The sequence below is a fragment of the Curvibacter sp. Hmag1.1 genome (assembly GCF_059769165.1).
The window spans coordinates 2,800,691-2,824,763 of the sequence record NZ_JBMBGX010000002.1; the positions used below are offsets into that span (position 1 = coordinate 2,800,691).

The 24,073-nt window shown below is 55.2% G+C and carries 21 protein-coding genes; 18 read left to right on the forward strand and 3 right to left on the reverse strand.

Annotated features, from left to right (window positions below):
* Genes ccsB through msrQ form a run of 3 tightly spaced genes read left to right on the forward strand, consistent with a single transcriptional unit; the run spans position 1 to position 3,033 of the window.
* On the forward strand, positions 1-1,350 hold the full coding sequence (gene ccsB / locus ACOAP0_RS13910) for a c-type cytochrome biogenesis protein CcsB (RefSeq protein ID WP_498376880.1): 1,350 nt from the start codon (positions 1-3) through the stop codon (positions 1,348-1,350).
* Positions 1,351-1,395: 45 nt separating this feature from the next.
* Positions 1,396-2,403 (forward strand): protein-methionine-sulfoxide reductase catalytic subunit MsrP, encoded by a 1,008-nt coding sequence (gene msrP, locus ACOAP0_RS13915; RefSeq protein ID WP_087496471.1) that lies wholly within the window; start codon positions 1,396-1,398, stop codon positions 2,401-2,403.
* Positions 2,404-2,418: 15 nt separating this feature from the next.
* Positions 2,419-3,033, forward strand: coding sequence for a protein-methionine-sulfoxide reductase heme-binding subunit MsrQ (msrQ, locus tag ACOAP0_RS13920; RefSeq protein WP_498376881.1), 615 nt, complete (start codon positions 2,419-2,421; stop codon positions 3,031-3,033).
* A 32-nt stretch (positions 3,034-3,065) separates the two neighbouring features.
* On the opposite strand, the gene lysA is transcribed toward msrQ, so the two are convergent.
* Both lysA and lptM read right to left on the reverse strand, forming a co-directional pair.
* Positions 3,066-4,349, reverse strand: coding sequence for a diaminopimelate decarboxylase (gene lysA / locus ACOAP0_RS13925; RefSeq protein ID WP_498376882.1), 1,284 nt, complete (start codon positions 4,347-4,349; stop codon positions 3,066-3,068).
* Positions 4,346-4,528: an LPS translocon maturation chaperone LptM gene (lptM, locus tag ACOAP0_RS13930; protein ID WP_498376883.1), complete on the reverse strand. Its 183-nt coding sequence runs from the start codon at positions 4,526-4,528 to the stop codon at positions 4,346-4,348. Before lptM ends, lysA begins: the two co-directional genes overlap by 4 nt.
* 12 nt (positions 4,529-4,540) lie before the next feature.
* On the opposite strand from lptM, the gene cyaY reads away from it, so the two are divergent.
* Positions 4,541-4,873, forward strand: coding sequence for an iron donor protein CyaY (cyaY, locus tag ACOAP0_RS13935; protein ID WP_498376884.1), 333 nt, complete (start codon positions 4,541-4,543; stop codon positions 4,871-4,873).
* Here the strand turns inward: cyaY and ACOAP0_RS13940 are convergent.
* Positions 4,870-7,230: a penicillin-binding protein 1A gene (locus ACOAP0_RS13940; protein ID WP_498376885.1), complete on the reverse strand. Its 2,361-nt coding sequence runs from the start codon at positions 7,228-7,230 to the stop codon at positions 4,870-4,872. The genes cyaY and ACOAP0_RS13940 overlap by 4 nt on opposite strands.
* Before the next feature lie 274 nt (positions 7,231-7,504).
* Between ACOAP0_RS13940 and ACOAP0_RS13945 the strand changes: the two genes are divergently transcribed.
* From ACOAP0_RS13945 to ACOAP0_RS14010, 14 genes are all read left to right on the forward strand, one after another.
* Positions 7,505-8,584 carry a pilus assembly protein PilM gene (locus ACOAP0_RS13945; RefSeq protein WP_087496475.1) on the forward strand — a complete coding sequence of 360 codons (1,080 nt, stop codon included), beginning with the start codon at positions 7,505-7,507 and terminating at the stop codon, positions 8,582-8,584.
* Complete coding sequence (locus tag ACOAP0_RS13950) at positions 8,581-9,240, forward strand: PilN domain-containing protein (protein ID WP_498376886.1); 660 nt, start codon at positions 8,581-8,583, stop codon at positions 9,238-9,240. The genes ACOAP0_RS13945 and ACOAP0_RS13950 overlap by 4 nt, the downstream gene beginning before the upstream one ends.
* 10 nt (positions 9,241-9,250) lie before the next feature.
* The gene (locus tag ACOAP0_RS13955) at positions 9,251-9,916 is read left to right on the forward strand and encodes a type IV pilus inner membrane component PilO (RefSeq protein WP_498376887.1); all 666 of its coding nucleotides are present in this window, start codon (positions 9,251-9,253) and stop codon (positions 9,914-9,916) included.
* Entirely contained in the window at positions 9,913-10,455 is a 543-nt protein-coding gene (locus tag ACOAP0_RS13960; protein ID WP_498376888.1) for a pilus assembly protein PilP, read from the forward strand. Before ACOAP0_RS13955 ends, ACOAP0_RS13960 begins: the two co-directional genes overlap by 4 nt.
* Before the next feature lie 29 nt (positions 10,456-10,484).
* Positions 10,485-12,542 carry a type IV pilus secretin PilQ gene (locus tag ACOAP0_RS13965; RefSeq protein WP_498376889.1) on the forward strand — a complete coding sequence of 686 codons (2,058 nt, stop codon included), beginning with the start codon at positions 10,485-10,487 and terminating at the stop codon, positions 12,540-12,542.
* A gap of 28 nt (positions 12,543-12,570) precedes the next feature.
* Positions 12,571-13,101 carry a shikimate kinase gene (locus ACOAP0_RS13970; protein WP_498376890.1) on the forward strand — a complete coding sequence of 177 codons (531 nt, stop codon included), beginning with the start codon at positions 12,571-12,573 and terminating at the stop codon, positions 13,099-13,101.
* 41 nt (positions 13,102-13,142) lie between these two features.
* Positions 13,143-14,249, forward strand: a complete 1,107-nt coding sequence (gene aroB / locus ACOAP0_RS13975; protein WP_498376891.1) for a 3-dehydroquinate synthase — start codon at positions 13,143-13,145, stop codon at positions 14,247-14,249.
* 57 nt (positions 14,250-14,306) lie between these two features.
* Positions 14,307-15,479, forward strand: a complete 1,173-nt coding sequence (locus ACOAP0_RS13980; protein ID WP_498376892.1) for a deoxyguanosinetriphosphate triphosphohydrolase — start codon at positions 14,307-14,309, stop codon at positions 15,477-15,479.
* Positions 15,472-16,056: a DUF1415 domain-containing protein gene (locus ACOAP0_RS13985; RefSeq protein ID WP_498376893.1), complete on the forward strand. Its 585-nt coding sequence runs from the start codon at positions 15,472-15,474 to the stop codon at positions 16,054-16,056. The genes ACOAP0_RS13980 and ACOAP0_RS13985 overlap by 8 nt, the downstream gene beginning before the upstream one ends.
* 17 nt (positions 16,057-16,073) lie before the next feature.
* Positions 16,074-16,988: a class I SAM-dependent methyltransferase gene (locus ACOAP0_RS13990; protein WP_498376894.1), complete on the forward strand. Its 915-nt coding sequence runs from the start codon at positions 16,074-16,076 to the stop codon at positions 16,986-16,988.
* A gap of 46 nt (positions 16,989-17,034) precedes the next feature.
* On the forward strand, positions 17,035-17,502 hold the full coding sequence (locus ACOAP0_RS13995) for an outer membrane lipoprotein (protein ID WP_232459860.1): 468 nt from the start codon (positions 17,035-17,037) through the stop codon (positions 17,500-17,502).
* 91 nt (positions 17,503-17,593) lie between these two features.
* Positions 17,594-18,370, forward strand: coding sequence for an oxygen-binding di-iron domain-containing protein (locus ACOAP0_RS14000; protein WP_087496485.1), 777 nt, complete (start codon positions 17,594-17,596; stop codon positions 18,368-18,370).
* Between the two features lie 36 nt (positions 18,371-18,406).
* Positions 18,407-19,102 carry a transposase gene (locus tag ACOAP0_RS14005; protein ID WP_498376895.1) on the forward strand — a complete coding sequence of 232 codons (696 nt, stop codon included), beginning with the start codon at positions 18,407-18,409 and terminating at the stop codon, positions 19,100-19,102.
* A gap of 177 nt (positions 19,103-19,279) precedes the next feature.
* On the forward strand, positions 19,280-24,052 hold the full coding sequence (locus ACOAP0_RS14010) for a glutamate synthase-related protein (protein WP_498376896.1): 4,773 nt from the start codon (positions 19,280-19,282) through the stop codon (positions 24,050-24,052).
* The last annotated feature ends 21 nt before the right edge of the window (positions 24,053-24,073 follow it).

Below are 24,073 nucleotides of genomic sequence, written 5' to 3' on the forward strand. Positions count from 1 at the left end.
ATGAGCGCACTACCCGCCAACGAAACAGTAGGTACCGATGGGTCGGTGACCTTGGAATTGAACGCCAGCTATTTCAAGCGCTCGGTGTGGGAATGGCTGTTTGCAGTGCTTGTCATGGCAGGCGGTGTGTTTGCCTTTGTGCAATACCAGTCCGCCATGGACGTGTACGAAAAAGGCATCTTGTTGGGGGCCATGCCTGCTGCCATCTGGCTGGGATGGCTTTGGAAGCCACTGCAACGACTGATGCTGGTGGTTGCCGCTTTTTCATTGCTAGGAATTAACACATACCAGAACGACCTTGCACGCGCAGAGACGGTGTTCTGGCTGAAGTACTTCTTGTCCAGCCAGTCGGCGATTTTGTGGATGAGCATGCTGTTTTTCATGGCGACGCTCTTCTATTGGATTGGTGTGTTCGCCAAGGGGCGGGCTGACGGTTTGGAGCTGGTCGCCTCCCGCTTGGTATGGGCCGCGGTGACTATGGCACTCATCGGCACCATGGTGCGTTGGTACGAGAGCTATCTGCTGGGTGCAGATATCGGCCACATTCCGGTGAGTAACCTCTACGAAGTATTTGTGATGTTCTGCTGGATGACAGCGGTGTTTTACTTGTATTTCGAGGCGCAATACAACACCCGCGCGCTGGGTGCCTTCGTCATGCTGGTGGTGAGTGCTGCGGTCGGTTTCTTGCTCTGGTACACCGTGGAGAGGCAAGCCCAAGAAATCCAGCCTTTGGTTCCGGCCTTGAAAAGCTGGTGGATGAAACTGCACGTCCCTGCCAACTTCATTGGCTACGGTACCTTTGCTTTGGCCGCGATGGTGGCTTTTGCCTACCTGATCAAGCAGCAAGCGTCGGAGACCAAGTGGTACCGCATGGCGCCGCTCTGGCTCTTGGGCGTGGTCTTGTGCTTTGAGCCTATCGTGTTTCGCAAGTCTTCGGTCACCGGCTTGAGTGACTACTGGGCCATGTACTTCGGCATTTCTGCTTTGATCGTCGCCGGCATTTTGCTGGGGCGCAAAGCAATCGCAGCCAAGTTGCCCGATTTCGAGGTGCTGGACGACGTGATGTACAAGTCCATCGCGGTCGGATTCGCATTTTTCACGATCGCTACCGTGCTGGGCGCCTTGTGGGCTGCAGAAGCTTGGGGCGGCTATTGGAGCTGGGATCCCAAAGAAACCTGGGCCTTGATCGTCTGGCTGAACTACGCAGCTTGGTTACATATGCGACTGATGAAAGGCCTGCGTGGCACGGTAGCCGCCTGGTGGGCACTGGCGGGGCTGGCAGTCACAACCTTCGCCTTTATCGGGGTGAACATGTTCCTTAGCGGGTTGCACAGTTACGGAACTTTGTAAGAAAACACGGTCTCCCACGACCAAACTGGAAACAAGGAAGTCACCATGCATATCAAGTCCTCCTCTAACGGGTTCGAACATCCGGTTTCCAGCGAAATCACACCGCAGGTGGTCTATCAAGACCGGCGCCGCCTGCTTAAACACATGGCGACCGGCGTCGCAGGCGCAGGTTTGGCGACCTGGGCTTCCCGTAAAGCCATAGCCCAAGGTGCAGGGTGGGGCGCCAAGCCTGGCAAGCTGGCTGCGCTCAACACCAAAGCCACGTCGGTAGACGGGGCGGTCACGTCCGAGAAGGTCACGCCCTACAAAGACGCCAGCACCTACAACAATTTCTACGAATTCGGTACCGACAAGGCGGACCCCGCGGTCAACGCCCATACCCTCAAAACCACACCGTGGACGGTGGAGGTGGAGGGCCTCGTCAAAAAACCGGGCAAGTTTGCGATGGAAGACCTGCTCAAGCTCAGCCCCATGGAAGAGCGGATTTATCGCTTGCGTTGCGTAGAAGGCTGGTCCATGGTGATCCCGTGGGTGGGCTATTCACTGGCTGAGCTGATCAAGAAGGTAGAGCCTTTGGGGAGCGCCAAGTATGTGGAGTTCGTGACGCTGGCAGACCCCAAAACCATGCCTTTTGTAGGTTCCAGAGTCCTGGATTGGCCCTACGTGGAAGGTCTGCGTTTGGATGAAGCCCAGCATCCGCTGACGTTACTGACCTTTGGCATGTACGGCGAGATATTGCCGAACCAGAGCGGGGCTCCGGTACGGCTGGTGGTGCCGTGGAAATACGGCTTCAAGAGCGGCAAGAGCATCGTGAAGATCCGCTTCACCGAGAAGCCACCGGCCACCGCGTGGAATAAGGCTGCAGCGAATGAATATGGCTTCTATTCCAACGTGAATCCGAACGTGGACCACCCACGTTGGAGTCAAGCCACGGAGCGTCGCATTGGCGAAGATGGCTTGTTTGCCAAAAAGCGCAAGACCTTGATGTTCAACGGCTATGAGGCCCAAGTGGGTCAGTTGTATGCCGGCATGGACTTGAAGAAGTTTTTCTAAATCCGGCAGACGTTGATGAACACGTGGTTGCTACACCGCGGTGCCAAACCGTGCCTGCTTTTGGCGATTTGCGCTCCCTTGGCCTATCTGGTGTGGGCAGCGGTGGCCGAACAGTTGGGTGCAAATCCGGCTGAAGCCCTGATCCGGTCCACAGGAGATTGGACCTTGCGTTTACTCTGCCTGACGCTGTTGATCACCCCACTACGGGTCGTCACTGGCTGGACCGGATTGGCCCGCTTTCGCCGCATGGTGGGCGTTTCGACTTTTTGCTACGGCCTTCTTCACTTGGCTGCTTACAGTTGGCTGGACATGGGGTTGGAGCTTGCTGACATCGTTGTCGACATCGTAAAGCGGCCGTTTATTCTGGTCGGCTTTGCAGGGATGGTGTTGCTCACTGCGTTAGCTGCCACCTCCTTCAACCGGGCGATCAAAGTGATGGGGGCAAAGCGATGGCAGGCTTTGCACCGCAGTGTGTACGCGATTGCTGTATTCGCCATCCTCCACTTCTTCTGGATGCGCGCCGGCAAAAACAATTTCTCAGAGGTGGCGGTATATGCCGCCATTCTGAGTGTTTTGCTCGGATGGCGTGCCCGGATTTTTTGGATAAAAAGGACTGCTGGCGCCCGTTGAATATGCGCGAGCAGCTATTCTTTTTATAGCGCTTAGAGTAGTTTTTCGCCGCGAATCTGGTCGGCAAAGCTGTCGCGCTGACGGATCAAGTGGCTGTGTGCACCGTCCACCAACACCTCGGCAGCTTTAGGGCGGGAGTTGTAGTTGCTCGACATGCTCATGCAGTAAGCGCCTGCCGACAGAACTGCCAGCTTGTCGCCTGACTGCACTTGCAGCGTGCGGTCGTGACCGATCCAGTCCCCGCTCTCGCACACCGGGCCCACTACGTCAAACACTTCAGCGCCCGATGATTGAGAGGCCGCCTGCTTCACAGGCACTATGGTGTGGAAGGCCTGGTACATGGCCGGACGGGGCAGGTCGTTCATGGCCGCGTCCACGATACAGAAGTTCTTCTGCTCACCGGGCTTCATGTACAGCACCTCAGTCACGCACACGCCTGCGTTACCCACCAGGGAGCGCCCGGGCTCAATCATGAGCTGCCGTTGGCCAAAGCCGCGTGCGTCGAGTTTGGCGAGCAGCTTGTGCCACAGGGCGTCGGCAGCCGGAGGCGTGTCGCCGTTGTAGTTGATCCCCAAGCCGCCACCGAAGTCGATGTGGTGAATGCCAATGCCTGCGGCTTCAATCGACTCCACCAGATCCAGCATGCGGTCCATGGCGTCGAGGTAGGGCGTTTCTTCCGTGATCTGGGAGCCGATGTGGCAGTCGATACCCACGACCTTCAGGCCGGGCAGTGCCGCTGCCCGCTGGTAGGTCAAGAGCGTGCGTTCGTGGGCGATGCCGAATTTGTTGCCTTTGAGGCCGGTGGAGATGTAGGGGTGCGTCTTGGGGTCGACGTTGGGGTTGACGCGGATGCTGATAGGGGCCTGCTTGCCCATGCCGAGCGCGACCTCGTTCAAGACATCGATCTCCGCTTCGCTTTCCACGTTGAAGCAGCCGATGCCAACTTCCAGGGCGCGGGCCATTTCAGCACGTGTTTTTCCGACGCCAGAAAAAATGACCTTGCCAGCATCGGCACCGGCGGCCAGGACGCGCGCTAATTCGCCTTCAGACACGATGTCGAAGCCGCATCCGGCTTTGGCGAACAATTGCAGAATGGCCAAGGAAGAGTTGGCCTTCATCGCATAGCAAATGCGGGCATTGCGCCCTGCAAAGCCGCGCTGGTAGGCCGCGAGTGCGTCCAGCATGGAGGCCTTGGAATACACAAACAGCGGCGTGCCATGGGTACTGGCCAACGCATCCAGCGAGCAGCCCTCCACGTGGAGCTGACTGTTCTCGTAATGGACGTGGGGCTGGCCGGGTAGAAGAGTGGCGCTCATGGTGCAGGTATGGTGTCTGAAGCTTTGGTGGCGGGAAAGGGCGTTGTGCTGCTGGCCGGCGACACTTTGGGTGGAACTTTGGGTAGAAATAGCGGGCCTGTTTGGCCGCATGCCCCCAAAGTAAGCACACAAATCAGCGGGATCAAGCCTCTGACTAGAATTCGCGTTCGATTCAACATAGTGAAATTGTAATGACCGACCCAGAATTCATGAGTCTTGCCGAGTCTTTGTTGCGTGCTTTGGAGTTGTCATGCGATCGCATCAACGACGAATCGGATGCTGATGTGGATAACCAGCGAGTCGGAAGCATGGTGACACTGACTTTTGCCAATCGCCCACAGATCATCGTGAATTTGCAGAAACCCTTGCATGAGGTCTGGATGGCGGCCAAGTCTGGTGGCTACCATTACAAATGGTCTGGCACCGAATGGCGGGACACCAAAGGGCAGGGCGAATTTTTCGCGGCCTTGAGCGCCAATGCCAGCCAGCAAGCCGGCATGGCCTTGGTGTTTACAGCGGCTTAGTTTTTGAAAAGATCGATAATTTTTTTCTTTTCATCCGCAGCGGCGGGTGCTTCAGCTGGCGTATCCGGTTTGTCACTCAATCCCAGAGTGCTAACGCCTGCCCCGTGTGTGAATTCCTCGTAGTACCACTCATTGCCTAGTTTCACGACACCTTCCGGTGCTGTGGGCTCTGAAACCGGTACGCCCTTCAGGGCCGTCTCCATGAAGCTGATCCAGACCGGCAGGCTCAGGCCTCCACCCGTTTCGCGGTCACCCAGCTTGCGGGGCGTGTCGTATCCTATCCACGTGATGGCAGTGAGAGTGGGCTGATAACCAGCAAACCACGCGTCCATGGAGTCGTTGGTCGTGCCGGTTTTGCCGTACAAGTCCGGCCGCTTTAAGGTGGCCTGTGCACGCGCAGCAGTTCCAGACCGGGTTATTTCTTGCAAAAAGCTGCTCATCATGAAGGCATTGCGTTCGTCAATGGCACGCTCTGTGTCTGCCAAAACCGGCGGCTCTGTCTCTACCAACACTTTGCCACGTTGTTCGCTGACTTTGGTAATGAGCCAAGGGTTCACTCTGTAGCCACCGTTTGCGAACACAGAGTAAGCACTTGCCATTTGCATCGGTGTCACCGCGCCGGCACCCAGAGCCATGGTGAGATACGCGGGGTGCTTGTCCGCCTCAAAGCCGAAACGGGTGATCCACTCCTGGGCGTAGGGTGCGCCTATGGAGTTGAGAACCCGGATGGAAATCATGTTCTTGGACTTGGCGAGGCCGCGGCGCAGGGTCATGGGACCTTCAAAAGTACCATCGTAGTTTTTGGGTTCCCAAGGTTGTCCGCCGGTTACGCCTGCATCAAAAAACAAAGGCGCGTCGTTGACAACTGTTGCCGGACCGAAACCCTTTTCCAAGGCCGCAGAGTAAATAAAGGGCTTGAAGCTAGAGCCAGGTTGGCGCCACGCTTGTGTGACGTGATTGAATTTGTTTTTGTTGAAGTCAAAACCGCCGACCAGTGCCTTGATCGATCCGTCTCGAGGGTCTAGGGCCACGAAAGCACCTTCCACTTCCGGTAGTTGGGTAATTTCCCAAGTTCCTTTGGCCGTTTTTGCAACCCGGATCAAGGCCCCCTTGCGGAGTTTGATGTTAGGGGGCGCTTTGTCGGAAAGGCCGGACTGGGCTGGCTTCAGGCCGTCACCAATGATCTCCACAATTTCTCCACCCTGACGCTGTGCTTTGATGTGCTTGGCGTCTGCCTCCAGCACGACGGCAGCCATCACGTCTCCGTTGTCGGGGTGTTCGTCCAAGGCTTCATCAATCGCATCTTCCAGTTCCTGGCCCTTGGCAGGTAGTTCCAGAAACTTCTCAGGGCCGCGGTAGACCTGACGACGCTCAAAGTCCATGATGCCCCGCCGAAGTGCGCGGTAAGCCGCGATTTGCTGTTCGGATTTGAGAGTGGTGAAGACGTTCAGGCCGCGCGTGTAGGTCTCTTCTCCATATTGAGAAAACATCAGTTGCCGCACCATTTCGGCGACATATTCCGCATGTATCGGGTTTGCGCCCGGGCCGTTCTTGACGTTCAATTGTTCATTTCGGGCTGTCTCAGCTTCTTCCTCGGTGATGAATCCGTTCTCGAGCATGCGATCGATGATGTACTGCTGGCGTGCTTTCGCGCGTTTCGGATTGCTGATCGGGTTGTAAGCGGAGGGGGCCTTGGGGAGCCCCGCCAGCATGGCAGCTTCCGCAATCGAGATGTCCTTCAGTGGCTTCCCGAAGTAAGTTTCAGCAGCCGCTGCAAAACCGTATGCGCGATTCCCCAAGAAGATCTGGTTCATATAGATCTCAAGGATCTGATCTTTGGACAGCAAATGTTCCAGTTTAAAAGTCAGCAGAATTTCATAGATCTTGCGAGTGAATGTTTTTTCCGAGGTCAGATAGACATTGCGCGCGACCTGCATGGTGATGGTTGATGCCCCCTGACTTTTGACGCGCCCTACGTTAGCCAACCCCGCTCGGATCACGCCGATATAGTCCACCCCGCCATGCTGATAAAAACGGGCATCCTCAACCGCTAGGATCGCGTCTGTCATGGCTTTGGGGATTTCCTTGATGGGGGTGAGTTTTCGGCGCTCTTCACCGAACTCGCCGATCAAGTCCCCCTCTGCTGAATAGATTCTTAAAGGCAGCTTGGGGCGGTAATCAGACAGGTCGCTAATGTCCGGAAGGTTGGGGTAGGCCATGGACAACGCGAGTGCGACCAATGCCAGTACGGAAAAAATGCCAGCTGTGGCGAGGCCCACGAGCCAAAAAAGAGTGACCAATGCCCAATGTCGTGTCTTAGGTTTGGCAGTTTTGGTGGAGTCTTGTGAATCTGGCATAGCAATCTTGGGCGTTCGGGTCATTATAAAAATGACACCGTTGAGGGCCTCACTGGCAGGCATGGATAGAGGATCACATCCTGCATCCTGAAATGCTGACGACCCCGCTAAGATGAAATCGTATCCGAAAGGCGGCGTTTAACGTCTGCTTTTGGCAACGTTATAAATTGTCAGAAAGTGAAAAAACCTTTGCCGCTCAATACTCTTGCTGATAGCATTCAAGTGAATTCTTAAGTTTGACTGGCCTGTTGTCAGTCCGTTTCAGGGGACCATTTTGATCTCATTGGGGTCTTTATTCAGCCGGCAGCCCGCTCCCATGCTCGGGTTGGACATCAGCTCGTCCAGCGTAAAGCTGGTGGAGTTGGGGCGTGACAAAGCCGGCAATCTGGTTCTGGAGCGATGCGCCATTGAACCGTTGGAGCGCGGTTGGATCACCGATGGCAACGTCGAAAAATTCGATGAAGTTGCAGATGCCGTCAGAAAGCTCGTCAAAAAGAGTGGCACAAAGACTAAGAATGTGGCGATGGCATTGCCACCTTCAGCTGTCATCACCAAGAAAATCATCTTGCCTGGCGGCATGTCTGACATGGAGCTTGAACAGCAAGTTGAGTCTGAAGCTAACCAATACATTCCTTTCCCTTTAGACGAGGTAAGTTTGGATTTCTGCGTCATCGGTCCGAGCGCTGCTTCCGCAGGTGACATTGAAGTGCTTATCGCTGCTTCCCGTCGGGAAAAAGTTCAAGACATTCAGGGACTTGCCGAAGCTGCAGGCTTGACTCCTGTGATTGTTGATGTGGAGTCCTATGCATCCCGTCTGGCAGCTGGTCGGTTGATTGAAAACTTGCCCAGCAAAGGCGCTGGTTTAATCGTGGCACTGTTTGAAATAGGTGCCATGACCACCAGTATGCAGGTAATGCGGGACGATGAGGTGTTGTATGACCGTGATCAGGCGTTCGGTGGCGCCCAGCTGACACAGCTCATTGTTAGACAGTATGGCTTTTCGCAAGAAGAAGCAGAGAGCAAAAAGCGCAGTGGCGAGTTGCCCGATGACTACGAATCCACTGTACTGAAGCCATTCATCGAAACCATGGTTCAGGAGCTTGGCCGCGCGTTGCAGTTCTTCTTTACCAGTACTCCGCACAACAAGGTGGACTACATCATGTTGGCGGGTGGCTCTGCAGCATTGCCAGGCTTAACCAATGCAGTCACTCAACACACTACTTTCCCTTGCAGCTTGTTGAATCCTTTTGATGGGATGGAAATTGGCGATGGAGTCAGGCTCAAAAGAATGACGAGAGAGGCGCCCTCTTATCTGACATCTTGCGGTCTGGCATTGCGGAGGTTTTCGCAATGATATTGATTAATCTATTGCCTCACCGCGAGGCTGCGCGCAAACGACGCAAAGATTTATTCAACGTTTCCTTGGGTGCATCCGCATTACTTGGTGGAGTTATTGCTGGAACTATATTCCTTTGGTATCAAGCTGCCATCACGCAACAACAAAGTAATAACTTAGTCTTGGAAACAGAGATTAAAAAGCTTGAGGGACAGATAAAGGACATTGCGGGATTGGAGACGGAAATCGCTGCACTGCGAGCTCGCCAGCAAGCGGTTGAAGACTTGCAGTCGGATAGAAACTTACCAGTTCATCTGATGACAGAATTAGTTAATCAGCTACCTGACGGTGTCTACATAAACAAAATGACTCAGCAGGATCAGCAGGTATCTTTGGTGGGCGTTGCGCAGTCAAACGAGCGTGTTTCAGAATTGCTTCGGAATCTCGCAAACAACACGCCTTGGTTTACAAAGCCAGAATTAATCGAAATTACCTCTGGTTCAGCTTCGATTTCAACAAAAGAACAAAAGCGTGTATATAACTTCACAATAAAAGTTAAGTTAATGCGGGCCAGTGAAGCAGAAAAGCTTGTTCCAAGGCCTGCGGACGCTCCGATTGTTCCGGCGAGCAGCCCAGGAGTGGCGGCTTCTGGTGCCCAACCCAAAATTTCCTAATTAGGTATTTATGGCTACCAGTTCCAGTACCTCACTCGATTTTGCTCTGATACAGCAAAAAGTCTTTTCTCAATTTAGAGACTTGGATCCCAAGGATCCGTCTTTATGGCCAACTGCTCCCCGCTATGCTTTATTTGTATTTGCCGCTGTAGCTATCGTAATCGTCCTATGGTTCACATGGCTCACAGGCTCAGAGGACGCACTGCAACAGGAGCAAGACAAAGAAGTGAAGCTGCGAGAAGACTACAAAACGAAACTAGCTAAAGCGGTTAATCTTGATGTTCTCAAGAAGCAGCGAGAACAAGTGCAACAGTACGTGACGCAATTGGAAAAGCAACTCCCAAGCAAAGCTGAAATGGATGCATTGCTTTCGGATATCAATCAAGCTGGCCTAGGGCGAAGTCTCCAGTTTGAATTGTTTCGTCCGGGGCAAGTCGCCGTTAAAGAATATTACGCTGAGCTTCCAATCACAATAAGAGTAACTGGCAAATATCATGATATTGGTAGCTTCGCTTCCGACATAGCGAACCTCTCACGCATCGTGACTCTCAATAATTTATCCCTCGCTCCGCGAGCTGATGGGATATTGACTTTAGATGCCACCGCGAAGACTTTCCGCTATTTGGATCCAGATGAAGTGAAGGCTCAGCGAAAAGCGACTGGAGCTCAGAAATGAATAGGTTAATCGGCTTGATCGGCCTTTCTGTACTGGCCCTATTGAGTGCTTGTGGATCAAGCAGCGAAGACGACCTAAGACAATGGATTGTTGAAGAAAGAAATCAAACCCGTCCAAAGGTCGCTCCAATTCCTGCTCCAAAGCAGTTTGTACCGGAAGCTTATACAAATACAGTAGCGATTGAACCGTTCAGCAATGTCAAGTTAACCCAAGCTTTGAAGAGAGAGTCGTCGCAGGCAGTAACTAACGGAGCATTGGTTGCTCCTGAGCTGGCGCGAAGAAAGGAGCCGTTGGAGGCTTTTCCTTTGGATTCGATGTCTTTGGTCGGTAATCTTACAAAAACTGGCCAACCAGTTGCTTTGGTAAAAGTTGACAACCTGTTATATCAAGTGAGATTGGGTAACTATCTTGGTCAAAATTATGGCAAGGTCACAAAAATCACTGAAACTCAGGTCATTCTCCGCGAGATAGTTCAGGACGCTGTGGGGGAATGGATTGAGCGAGCAGCAACTCTAGAGTTGCAAGAGAAGGCGAAATGACAAACCGAATTAATTTAATTGGAACGCGCATGTTGAAAAAAATCGGCTTTGTGTTGTCTGTTTTGCTCGGGCACGCGGCTTTTGCTCAAGGTTCTATCGAGGCCGTTTCTGGCTCTGTTCAGGGCGGAAGCGAAGTTGTGAGAATTGATTTGTCGCAAGCGCTGACCTCGTTACCTACTGGGTTTGCGATCCAGTCACCTGCGAGGATTGCTTTGGATTTCCCCGGCGTATCCAACGCGATGGGTCGTTCTACGGTCGAAATCAACCAAGGGAATCTCAAGTCTGTTAGCGTGGTTCAAGCGGGTGAGCGCACCCGTGTAGTCTTGAACTTGAAACAACCGGCTGCTTACAAGGCTGAAATCCAAGGTAAGTCCCTCCTTGTGTCGTTGGAGGCGACAGAGTCCGCCAATGCCAAGCCGATAAATGCGTTTTCTGAGACGACCAGCAGGGTAACGGCTCCATTGAGGGATGTTGACTTTAGGCGCGGTACCGATGGGTCGGGAAGAGTGGTTGTCACTTTGCCCAACAATCAAGTTGGAGTCGACATCCGCCAACAAGGTCAAGGTCTGGTTGTCGAGTTCATGAAATCCAGTTTGCCAGAGGGATTACGCCGGAAGCTGGATGTTGCAGATTTTGGCACTCCGGTGAAGTCTGTAACTACAACTCAATCTGGGGATCGGGTTCGGATGGTCATCGAGCCTAAGGGTGATTGGGAGCACAGTGCTTACCAGAGTGACGAGCAATTCGTGGTCGAGATCAAAGAAGTGAAGGTGGATCCAAAGAAATTGACGCAAGGTGTTGGCTATAACGGCCAAAAGCTATCGCTGAATTTCCAGAATATTGAAGTGCGTTCGCTCTTGCAAGTGATTGCAGATTTCACTAATTTTAATATCGTGACCTCTGACTCTGTTTCAGGATCGGTGACATTGCGTTTGCAGGACGTCCCTTGGGACCAAGCGCTGGACATCATTTTGCAGGCTAAGGGCCTGGGCATGCGCAAGACGGGCAATGTTCTGTGGGTTGCCCCGAAGGATGAGATTGCGGCCAAAGAAAAGCTAGATCTTGAAACCGTTGTTGCAGTACAGAATCTTGAACCCCTTCGTACCCAAGCATTCCAAATCAATTACGGCAAAGCAGCAGATATTGCGGCGGGCCTGATTGCAGCTGGTTCCGGACCGGGCCAAGGTGTTACGGCAAGTCGAATTCTGAGTTCTCGAGGTAGCGTGATTTTTGAAACACGCACAAATCAATTATTTGTCACTGATATTCCAAGTAAATTGGAGCAAGTTCAACAGTTGATTGCAAAAATCGATATTGCTGTTCGACAAGTTTTGATCGAGGCGCGTATCGTTGAGGCGTCCGATAGTTTCGGAAAATCTCTGGGCGTCAAATTGGGTGGAGGCGGTACTGCAGCTGCTTCCGGCGATAAGCCGGGAATTGCACTGGGCTCAAGTTATGTGGTGGGTTCGGCAGCGACAACTTCCGGCAACTTTGTAAATCTCCCATCCACAGGTGCACTTGGCTCCAGTACTCCCGGACAATTTGCAGTATCCATTTTTGGCGCTGGCGCGGACAGGTTCTTGAACCTCGAGATTTCCGCTCTTGAGGCTGAAGGCAAAGGCAAGGTGGTGTCCAGTCCTCGAGTCGTGACTGCAGACCAGATCAAGGCGCTGATTGAACAGGGCACGGAATTGCCTTATCAAGTGGCCTCGTCTAGCGGTGCTACTTCGATCGCGTTCCGGAAGGCTAACTTGAAACTGGAAGTACTGCCGCAGATCACCCCTGAAGGAAACATCATCCTCACCTTGGATGTGACTAAAGACACTGTCGGTCAGAGCACTCCAGCAGGATTTGCGATTGATACCAAGCACGTGCAAACGCAAGTACTGGTTGAGAACGGCGGCACTGTGGTTATCGGCGGCATCTTTACAGAAAGCTCGACCGACAGCGAAACCAAAGTTCCATTCTTCGGTGACCTGCCTGGATTGGGCGTCTTGTTCCGCAACCGGGCAAAGGAAATCACCAAGCGTGAAATGCTGGTGTTCATCACACCTAAGGTCATTGCAGACAAGGTGGTTGGCCGGTAACTCTGGCATTGGTTGAGATGGGCCTCACTTGAGTATCAGTCTTGTTGGTCTTCCCGGTTCAGGGAAGACCACAGTGGGGCGTCAGTTGGCGCGCCGCTTGCGCATTCCTTTCGTAGATTCGGATCACGCCATTGAGGCGCGTATCGGTTGCTCGATTCGTGAGTTTTTTGACCGCGAGGGTGAGTCTCGTTTTCGAGATATCGAAGAAGAGGTTCTTGATGCCCTCTCGGCAAATGTGAATTGCGTGCTATCCACCGGAGGCGGCGCAGTCCTCAGGCCGAACAATCGGCATCATTTGCATTCGCGAGGTAAAGTGATTTATCTCAAATCCACGCCCGAAGAGTTATTTCGTCGCCTCCGGCACGATGTGAGTCGACCACTGCTCCAGGTTGCTGATCCATTGACTCGAATGCGAGAGCTGTTTTCAGTTCGTGATCCTTTGTACCGCGAAACTGCGCACTTTGTATTGGAAACCGGTCGTCCCTCAGTGGCGACGTTGGTGAACATGATCGTCATGCAGCTTGAGCTTTCAGGGGCGATTCCTTCCGCTGACGTGTAGCAGCGCTGTTGCAGCACCTGAAAGCCCTAAACTAAGCGGCTATGACAATTCAGGTGCACCAAACCGTAAACATTTCCCTGGCTGAACGCAGCTATCCTATTCACATCGGTGGCGAACTAATTGGCAACCCAGAGATTTTCGCTGGCTTGCCCAATGGCAAAACGGCAGTCATTGTGAGTAACACTACTGTGGCCCCGTTGTATGCGGAGAAGCTAAAAGTTGCTCTTGCTGGAAAGTATTCCAAAGTGCTGGCCATGGAACTCCCTGATGGTGAGTCTTACAAGCATTGGGAAACTTTGAACTTGATTTTCGATGTGCTGTTGCAGAACACCTGCGATCGAAAAACTGTCCTGTTTGCTTTGGGGGGAGGGGTCGTCGGGGACATGACCGGATTCGCTGCCGCAAGCTATATGCGCGGCGTACCCTTTGTTCAGGTGCCGACCACCCTCTTGGCACAAGTGGACTCTTCAGTGGGCGGAAAAACCGGAATAAACCATCCACTTGGTAAAAACATGGTGGGCGCCTTCTACCAACCTCAAATGGTGGTGTGTGACCTTGATGTATTGAAAACACTGCCGCCAAGGGAGGTCAGCGCTGGACTGGCGGAAGTTATCAAATACGGTCCCATCGCCGATATGGAGTTTCTGTCTTGGATTGAGAACCATATGGAGAGCTTGGTGCGACTGGATGCCAAGGCGCTAGCGCACGCAGTAAAGCGCAGCTGTGAGTTGAAGGCCTGGGTTGTGGGGCAAGATGAGCGTGAGTCCGGTCTGCGTGCCATTTTGAATTTCGGCCACACCTTCGGGCATGCAATCGAAGCGGGCTTGGGTTATGGCGAATGGTTGCACGGCGAGGCAGTTGGCTGCGGCATGGTCATGGCTGCCCACCTATCCCAGCGCCTGGGCTTGGTGGATACAGCGTTTGTCGAACGACTCACCCGGATCATTGCATCGGCGGGATTACCAATCCGTGGCCCCAGCTTGGATGCCTCCGACAACGCCGGTCGCTATCTTGAACTCATGCGCCATGACAAGAAGTCCGAGGCCGGTGAAATCCGGTTCGTCTTGATTGACGGTCCTGGTCGTGCGGTCATGCGAGCAGCGCCTGATGCCTTGGTGCGTGAGGTCATCGATGCATGTTGCGCCTGATTGCTATCGAAAAAATAGCTGCTCACGCATATCAGACGGGCGTCAGTGGATAATTTGATGTCCAGCCTACAACCATATGCGTGCCAACCGGACCAGAGTCGAGGTCGGCGGTTTGCTGAGGCGGCAGCCCCCACGCGTACGCCGTTTCAGCGCGACAGAGACCGTATCGTTCACTCCACTGCGTTTCGTCGGCTGGTCTACAAAACGCAAGTCTTCATTAATCATGAAGGAGACCTGTTCAGAACCCGCTTGACCCACTCGCTGGAGGTTGCTCAGCTAGGCAGGTCCATGGCGAGAACTTTGGGCTTGAATGAGGATCTGGTGGAAACCATTGCTTTGGCGCATGACCTGGGCCACACTCCTTTCGGCCACGCCGGACAAGACGCGCTACATGAATGCATGGCCTCTTACGGTGGCTTTGAGCACAATCTCCAGAGTCTGCGCGTAGTGGATCATCTGGAGGCCCGTTACCCGGGTTTTGACGGGTTGAATCTCTGTTTTGAGTCCCGCGAAGGCATTTTGAAGCATTGCTCCAAAAACAATGCGATGTCCTTGGAGCTATGGGAAGCTGACTTCCCCGGGCAAAGTGGCGGGGTCGCCAAGCGATTCCTGCAAGGTGGGCAACCGAGCCTTGAAGCGCAACTGTGTAATTTGGCTGACGAGATTGCCTACAACTGCCACGATATAGATGACGGAGTCCGGTCGGGACTGCTCAGCATGGACCAGATGTTGGAAGTGCCCTTGTTCCGGAAGTATGCGGACCAAGCGGCAAGTCAACAGTCGGATTTCGCGCAAGCCAAAAAACAGCGGCGTTGGCTCTACGAGACCATACGACTTATGCTCAGTGATATGGTGTATGACGTGTTGGCTGCAACCCGCGCTCAACTGGAAGAGGTAATGCCCCAAGACGTGAACGCTGTACGCGCAGCACCGGCGCTAGTGCTGTTCAGTGCCGAAATGCGCGCGCAAACCCGGGAGCTCAAGCACTTCTTGTTCAAGCACCTCTATCGGCATCAGCAAGTAATGGACACCATGGGGAAGGCCAAGTGCGTTGTGGGGGAGCTGTTTGATGCCTATGTCGCTTCACCCGCAGAAATGCACCAGGATGACGAGGCAATGAAAGACATCTCTCTTCAACGCCAGGTCAGTGACTACATCGCGGGTATGACAGACCGATTTGCTTTGCGGGAGCATGAGCGGCTCACTGGGCAGAGGTTGTTCCATGTCTGAATTGAGTAATCAGCAGCCCAGTGCAGATGACGCAGTGGTCAAGTCTATGCAACGGTGGTTGGAGCGGGCCGTCATCGGTCTCAACCTGTGTCCTTTCGCCAAAGCCGTGCACGTCAAGAATCAGGTGCGCTATGTGGTTTGTCGTGCGACCGAGCCAGCTGATGTGCTGGATGTACTTCGCGAAGAGCTTCTGGGACTCGCTCAAGCGGCCCCGCAGTTGCGCGACACGACGCTGCTGATCCTTCCGGATGCGTTTGTGGACTTTGTGGACTTCAACGATTTCTTGTATTCCGCTGACAAAGCACTCCGCAAATTGAAGCTCGATGGGGAGCTGCAAATTGCCAGCTTCCACCCTGAATTCCAGTTTGCAGACGCGGAGCCCGATGACATCGGCAACTTCACCAACCGGGCACCGTACCCGACACTTCATCTCCTGCGTGAAGCCAGTATCGATAAGGCGGTAGAAGCATTCCCCGCTGCGGAGCAGATTTACGAAAAGAACATTGCCACACTGCAAAGGCTGGGCCCCGAAGGGTGGTCAGCATTGCAAGTCGGCCCTGACATTGCGCCCTTGTGATGGGGCGAAAGCATTCAATGAAAAAAAACAAAGCACAGCCTGCGCAAGTCGGCGGCACTCAACCCTCTGGGCAAATCGCGCCTGAAATCCGCCCCGGTCAGTCAGTGGAGTTGCTCAAAGAGCTACATATCCTCACGCGCGACGGAAAGTTGAACCAGGACTCCCGCCGCAAGCTCAAGCAGGTTTATCACCTCTATCAGTTCATTGAAAAACTGATGAATGAACTTCCGGTAACAGAAGGCCTCAGCTTCACCTTGGCAGACCACGGCGCGGGAAAGTCTTATCTCGGGTTCATTCTGTACGACTTGTACTTCAAGAACCTCCCGCACAGTCACTTGTACGGAATTGAAACCCGCGCTGAACTGGTGGAGAAATCCAAAGCCTTGGCCACCAAGCTTCACTTTGAACGCATGAGCTTTCTGAATGTGAGTGTGGCGGAATCCACCAGCTTGCAAGAGCTTCCCCCCAGCTTCGATGTCGTCACCGCTTTACATGCTTGCGATACCGCGACGGACGATGCCATTGCGTTCGGACTGGAGAAAAAGGTGAGGGCGTTTGTGCTCGTGCCCTGCTGCCAGGCAGAGCTTGCCCGTCACTTGAATCAAAACAAGGCCATGAACCTGACGCGCACACCGCTGGCCGAGCTCTGGCGTCACCCTCTGCACACCCGTGAGCTGGGTAGCCAGCTCACCAATGTGCTGCGATGCCTGTATCTGGAGGCTCACGGCTACCAAGTGACCGTGACTGAACTGGTGGGCTGGGAGCACAGCATGAAAAATGAGTTGATTCTGGCTCGCTACACGGGGCAGAAAAAACGTGCCGCTGCGGAGCGTTTGCGCGCGATTTTGGGCGAATTCGGGCTCACATCCCTGCTTGACACGCGGTTTACATTGCCGGTTGACAATATGGCTGACAACGGAGCGGTGGGCTAAAGCGTTAGCTGGGCTGAAGTGAACCGTTCCAGAACCGGAGAGAAATATGCAAAAGATCATGAAATGGGCAAGCATTGCCCTGGTAGTAGCCACTTTGGGTGCATGCGCGAGCAGCAGTCCGGATGTCATCCAGCGCGGTGATGCGCAGCGTATGGCCCAGGTACAAGACGGGGTCATCCTGTCCGTGCGAAATGTGGTGGTGGACGGCAGCCAGTCCGGCGTAGGCGCCGCTGTAGGCGGCGTAGTGGGTGCCATCGGCGGCTACGGCGGCAGTGGTGTGCAACGCGAGGCGCAAGTCCTGGGTGTATTGGCTGGCGTGGCAGGCGCTGCTGCAGGCAACGCGTTGGAGCGCTTGTCTACCAAAGAAGAAGCGGTTGAAATTCTCGTTCAACTCAAAGGAGGCGATCGCCGTGCCATCGTCCAAGCCAAGGGTGGTGAGCAATTGGCAGCAGGTGATGCCGTGATTATCGTCACCACCGGTGGCAAAGTCCGAGTGACCAAAGCGCCCAAATAATTGATGTGAATCAAAGCCCGGTTTTCGGGCTGATTTGACAATCGGGGTTCATGTGGGCGCATAGGCGCCCACTTTGCATAAGGGCCCCGCCATGGCTGTTGAACTCTACAAAGACGCCCATCACTGCTGTGTGATGTTCACGGATCTCGTGTCCGACGAAACCGAAGCGGTGCAGGCCAATCAGTTTCTCATCGTCGACCATGGAGAAGGTGTGATCCTTGATCCGGGTGGCAATATGACCTACAACGAGCTGAATCTGACGATGCGCAAGTACATCGCGCCTCAGCACCTCGACTACATCATCGCCTCCCACGCCGACCCGGACATCATTGCCTCCCTGGACCGCTGGATGACATCCACCCAGGCCAAGTTGTTGATTTCACAGCTTTGGGCTCGTTTCGCCCCTCACTTCTGCAAAATCGGCAAGACGGAAGACCGCATCATTCCCATTCCCGATGAAGGGGGCAAACTCCGCTTCGGCAAAACCGAGCTGTGGCTGTTACCCGCGCACTTTCTGCATGCCGAGGGTAATTTCCAGTTCTATGACCCCGTGAGCAAGATCCTGTTTTCCGGCGACCTGGGTGTTTCCATGCTCAGTGGTCAGGACGCGCGCAAACCCATCACCAACTTGATGCCTATGCCTCATGGCATGGAGGCGTTTCACCGCCGCTACATGGTCAGCAACAAAATCCTCAAGCTTTGGGTACGCATGGTTCGTGGGCTGGAGATTTCGATGATCGTTCCGCAGCATGGCGCGCCCTTGCAAGGGGCTGCCATTGCCCAGTTGCTGGATTGGTTGGATAACCTGTCATGCGGTATTGATCTCATGGGCACGCCCCAATACCAATTGCCGGTGACGAGCTTGTAAGCGGGTTGAGGCTGTGATCCGCTACCATCGCGGCCCATGGCACGACTTCCCCGCTTGGCAATTGCCGGACATCTGCACCACGTTTTGCAGCGCGGTGCGCACGGCCAGTCCATTTGCTCGGCCGCGGAGGATTACGAAGAACTGCTGAATGCGATACACCTCGCGGCCCGGCAACATCAGGTCGCCGTGCATGGTTATGTGCTGCTGCAGGATCACTTCCATCTGTTGTTGACACCTGCTAGCGAGCAGGGCTTGGCGCTCATGATGCAGTCCTTGGGGCGTACTTATGTGCGCTACTTCAACCGCAAATACGACCGCAAAGGGACCTTGTGGGAGGGGCGCTTCAAATCCGCGGTCTTGCAGCCACGCCACGCCCTAGCGGCACTGACATTTATGGACCTCCATCCGCAACGCGCCGGTATCGGATTGCCGCCTTCAGACTATCCGTGGACCAGTTACTCGCATTACAGCGGCGCCATCATGGACAAGCGTATCGTGACCCACCCCGCCTATTGGGCATTGGGCAATACGCCTTTCGCGCGCGAGGCGGCCTACCAAGCGGCGGCCCGGGAGGGCCTCAATTCAGTGCAACTCCATCAAATTACTGACTCGGTGACCCGTGGATGGGCGCTGGCGGACGATGATTTCGTTGCAGAGTTGCAAAAAAATACCTCGCGACGCCTGGTTCGCAGAACGCCAGGACGGCCCCGCAAGGCAACTTCTCCAGACTGAATATCGCCCCTGGCGCTTACTGGATAAGCGCAGGCCGCTATTAATTTGATGTGTCCCTATTTGATTTTTTTGAATCTGATAAGAGATTCAAATAGTGTCTGACCCCAATTAAATTTCTTGGCACTTTTGTTGCGTTGCAGTATTCTTCGAGTCCACTGTAATTTTCAGGAGTGCGCCATGACTACGGCAGCCGAAATCCAACACCTCAAAGACCACGGTTTGTATTCCAACGCCAACGAGCACGATGCCTGCGGCGTCGGCTTTGTGGCGCACATTCGTGGCGAAAAGAGCCACGACATCGTCAAGAACGCACTCAAGATCCTTGAAAACCTCGACCACCGCGGTGCGGTGGGTGCAGACCCCCTTATGGGTGACGGCGCCGGCATCTTGATCCAACTGCCAGATGCGCTCTACCGCGAAGAAATGGCCAAGCAAGGCGTGACCTTGCCGCCCCAGGGCGAATACGGCGTCGGCATGATCTTTTTGCCCAAAGAGCACGCCTCCCGTCTCGCTTGCGAGCAGGAAATGGAACGCGCCATCAAGGCCGAAGGCCAAGTGCTGTTGGGATGGCGCGATGTGCCTGTGAACCGCGACATGCCCATGTCGCCCACCGTGCGCGAAAAAGAACCTATCCTGCGTCAAGTCTTCATTGGCCGCGGCAACGACGTGATCGTGCAGGACGCGCTGGAACGCAAGCTGTACGTAATCCGCAAGACCGCCAGTGCCAACATCCAGGCATTGGGCTTGACCCACTCCAAAGAATATTACGTGCCCAGCATGTCCAGCCGCACCGTGGTCTACAAGGGCCTGCTGCTGGCTGACCAGGTGGGTGTGTATTTCAAGGACCTGGAAGACGCTCGCTGCGTGTCAGCTTTGGGCCTGGTGCACCAGCGCTTCTCCACCAACACCTTCCCCGAATGGCCATTGGCTCACCCTTACCGCTACGTGGCCCACAACGGTGAGATCAACACCGTTAAAGGCAACTACAACTGGATGAAGGCCCGCGAAGGCGTGATGTCTTCCCCCGTGTTGGCTGCCGATCTGCAAAAGCTGTACCCCATCAGCTTTGCAGACCAGTCCGACACAGCCACTTTCGACAACTGCCTTGAGCTGTTGACAATGGCGGGCTACCCCATCAGCCAGGCCGTGATGATGATGATCCCCGAGCCATGGGAGCAGCACACCACCATGGACGAGCGCCGCAAGGCCTTCTATGAGTACCACGCTGCGATGATGGAGCCGTGGGACGGCCCGGCCTCGATCGTGTTCACCGATGGCCGTCAGATTGGCGCCACGCTGGATCGCAACGGTCTGCGTCCTTCCCGCTATTGCATCACCGATGACGACTTGGTCATCATGGGCTCCGAGTCCGGCGTGTTGCCCGTGCCTGAAAACAAAATCGTGCGCAAGTGGCGCCTGCAGCCCGGCAAGATGTTCCTGATCGACCTGGAACAAGGCCGCATGATTGATGACGAAGAACTCAAAGCCAGCCTCGCCAACAGCAAGCCCTACAAGCAGTGGATTGAGAACCTGCGCATCAAGCTGGACGATGTGTCGTTTGACGAGCGTCGCACCGACAAGGCCTTGTCCGCAGTAGTGGCAGGCGTAGAGCCCAAGCGCGTCACCGACCAGGTGAGCCTGCTGGACCGCCAGCAGGCTTTCGGCTTTACCCAGGAAGACCTGAAGTTCCTGATTGCACCTATGGCTACCGCCGGCGAAGAAGCCATTGGCTCCATGGGCAACGACAGCCCATTGGCGGTGTTGTCTGACAAAAACAAGCCGCTTTACAGCTACTTCAAGCAGCTGTTTGCGCAGGTGACCAACCCACCGATCGACCCGATCCGCGAAGCCATCGTGATGTCATTGGTGTCCTTCATCGGACCCAAGCCCAACCTGTTGGACATCAACCAGGTGAACCCGCCCATGCGCCTCGAGGTGAGCCAGCCCATTCTGGACTTTGCCGACATGGCCAAGGTGCGGAACATCGAGCACCACACCCAGGGCAAGTTCCGTAGCTACACGCTGGATATCACCTACCCCTTGGCTTGGGGCCATGAGGGTGTGGAGGCCAAGTTGGCTTCTTTGTGCGCTGAAGCGGTGGATGCCATCAAGAGTGGCAAAAACATCCTGATCATCAGCGACCGCAGCATCAGCTCCACCCAAGTGGCTATTCCTGCGCTGTTGGCACTCTCCGCTATCCACCAGCACCTGGTGCGTGAAGGTTTGCGTACCACCGCCGGTCTGGTGGTGGAAACCGGCACGGCCCGTGAAGTGCACCACTTCGCGGTATTGGCTGGTTACGGCGCTGAGGCGGTGCACCCCTACCTCGCCATGGAAACCCTTCAGGACATCCACAAGGACCTGCCGGGTGACCTGAGCGCTGACAAAGCCATCTACAACTACATCAAGGCGATCGGCAAGGGCCTGTCCAAGATCATGTCCAAAATGGGCGTGTCGACCTACATGTCCTACTGCGGTGCCCAGTTGTTTGAAGCCATCGGCCTGAACACCGAAACCATCGACAAGTACTTCACCCGCACCCCCAGCAAGGTGGAAGGTATCGGCGTGTTCGAGATCGCTGAAGAAGCCATCCGGATGCACAAGCTGGCGTTTGGTGACAGCCCCGTGCTGGCCAATGCATTGGATGCCGGTGGTGAGTACGCCTGGCGCACCCGTGGTGAAGAGCACATGTGGACACCGGACGCGATCGCCAAGTTGCAGCACTCTACCCGTGCCAACAACTGGAACACCTACAAAGAGTACGCCCAGATCATCAACGACCAGTCCAAGCGCCACCTGACGCTGCGCGGCCTGTTCGAGTTCAAGGTGGACCCTGCCAAGGCCATTCCGCTGGAAGAAGTCGAGCCCGCCAAGGAAATCGTCAAACGCTTTGCAACCGGCGCCATGTCTTTGGGCTCCATCTCCACCGAAGCGCACGCGACTTTGGCTGTGGCTATGAACCGCATCGGTGGCAAGAGCAACACCGGTGAAGGTGGTGAAGACGCGGCACGTTACCGCAACGAACTCAAGGGCATCCCAATCAAGCAGGGCGACAGCCTCAAGAGCGTGATCGGTGCCGAGAACGTGGAAGTGGACCTCCCCCTGCAGGCCGGCGACTCCCTGCGCAGCCGCATCAAGCAAGTGGCTTCCGGCCGCTTCGGTGTGACCGCCGAGTACCTGTCCAGCGCCGACCAGATCCAGATCAAGATGGCTCAGGGCGCCAAGCCCGGTGAGGGCGGCCAGTTGCCAGGCGGCAAAGTGTCTGACTACATCGGCAAGCTGCGTCACTCTGTGCCGGGTGTGGGCCTGATTTCGCCCCCTCCCCACCACGACATCTACTCCATCGAGGACTTGGCCCAGCTGATCCACGACCTGAAGAACGTGGCTCCGCATTCCGGCATCAGCGTCAAGCTGGTGTCTGAAATCGGCGTGGGCACCATCGCTGCCGGCGTTGCCAAGTGCAAGGCAGACCACGTGGTGATCGCCGGGCACGACGGTGGTACCGGTGCATCTCCCTGGTCCTCCATCAAGCACGCAGGTTCCCCATGGGAAATCGGCTTGGCCGAAACCCAGCAGACCCTGGTGCTGAACCGCTTGCGCAGCCGTATCCGCGTGCAGGCTGACGGTCAGATGAAGACCGGCCGCGACGTCGCCATCGGTGCCCTGTTGGGTGCGGATGAGTTCGGCTTTGCTACCGCCCCGCTGGTGGTGGAAGGCTGCATCATGATGCGCAAGTGCCACCTGAACACCTGCCCCGTGGGCGTGGCGACCCAAGACCCTGTGCTGCGCGCCAAATTCTCCGGCAAGCCTGAGCACGTGGTGAACTACTTCTTCTTCATCGCTGAAGAAGTGCGCCAGATCATGGCCCAGCTGGGTATCCGCAAGTTCGACGACATGATCGGTCGTTCCGATCTGCTCGACACCCGCAAGAGCATCGAGCACTGGAAAGCCCAAGGCCTGGATTTCGCCCGTTTGTTTGCCCAGCCGCAAGTGCCTGCCGACGTGCCACGCTTCCAAACCCTTACCCAAGACCACGGTCTGGAAAAGGCGCTGGACAATGTGCTCATCGCCAAGAGCCGCGCCGCCATCGACAAGGGTGAACGCGTGCAGTTCATGGAAGTGGCTCGCAACGTGAACCGTTCGGTGGGTGCCATGCTCTCCGGCGCTGTCACCAAGGTACACCCAGAAGGTTTGCCGGATGACACCATCCGCATCCAGCTGGAAGGCACAGGCGGCCAGTCTTTCGGCGCTTTCCTGGCCAAGGGCATCACCCTGTACTTGATCGGTGACGCCAACGACTACACCGGCAAGGGCCTGTCCGGCGGCCGCGTGGTCGTGCGTCCGAGTATCGACTTCCGTGGTGAAGCCATCCGCAACACCATCGTCGGCAATACGGTGATGTACGGTGCGACTACCGGCGAAGCCTTCCTGAGCGGCGTGGCCGGCGAGCGCTTTGCGGTTCGTTTGTCCGGCGCCACTGCTGTGGTCGAAGGTACCGGCGACCACGGTTGCGAGTACATGACCGGCGGTACGGTGGCGGTGCTGGGTAAAACCGGCCGCAACTTTGCAGCGGGCATGAGCGGCGGTATTGCCTACGTCTATGACGAAGACGGCCAGTTCGCCAAGCGTTGCAACACCGCCATGGTGAGCCTGGAGAAGGTGTTGACTGCCGCCGAGCAGGAAGCCACCCTCGACAAGGGCATCTGGCACCGTGGTGAAACCGATGAAGCCCAGCTTAAGAAACTGCTGGAAGACCACAACCGCTGGACCGGTAGCAAGCGTGCACGCGAACTGCTGGACAACTGGGAAGCATCCCGCGCCAAGTTCGTGAAGGTGTTCCCCAACGAGTACAAGCGTGCTCTGGGTGAGATTCATGCACGTAAATCGGCTGTAGCGCCCGCCAAGTCTGCGCCAGCAGCTACTAAAAAAGAAGCAGCGGCTGCCAAGTAAGGCGAGCCTGATCTAACGCAC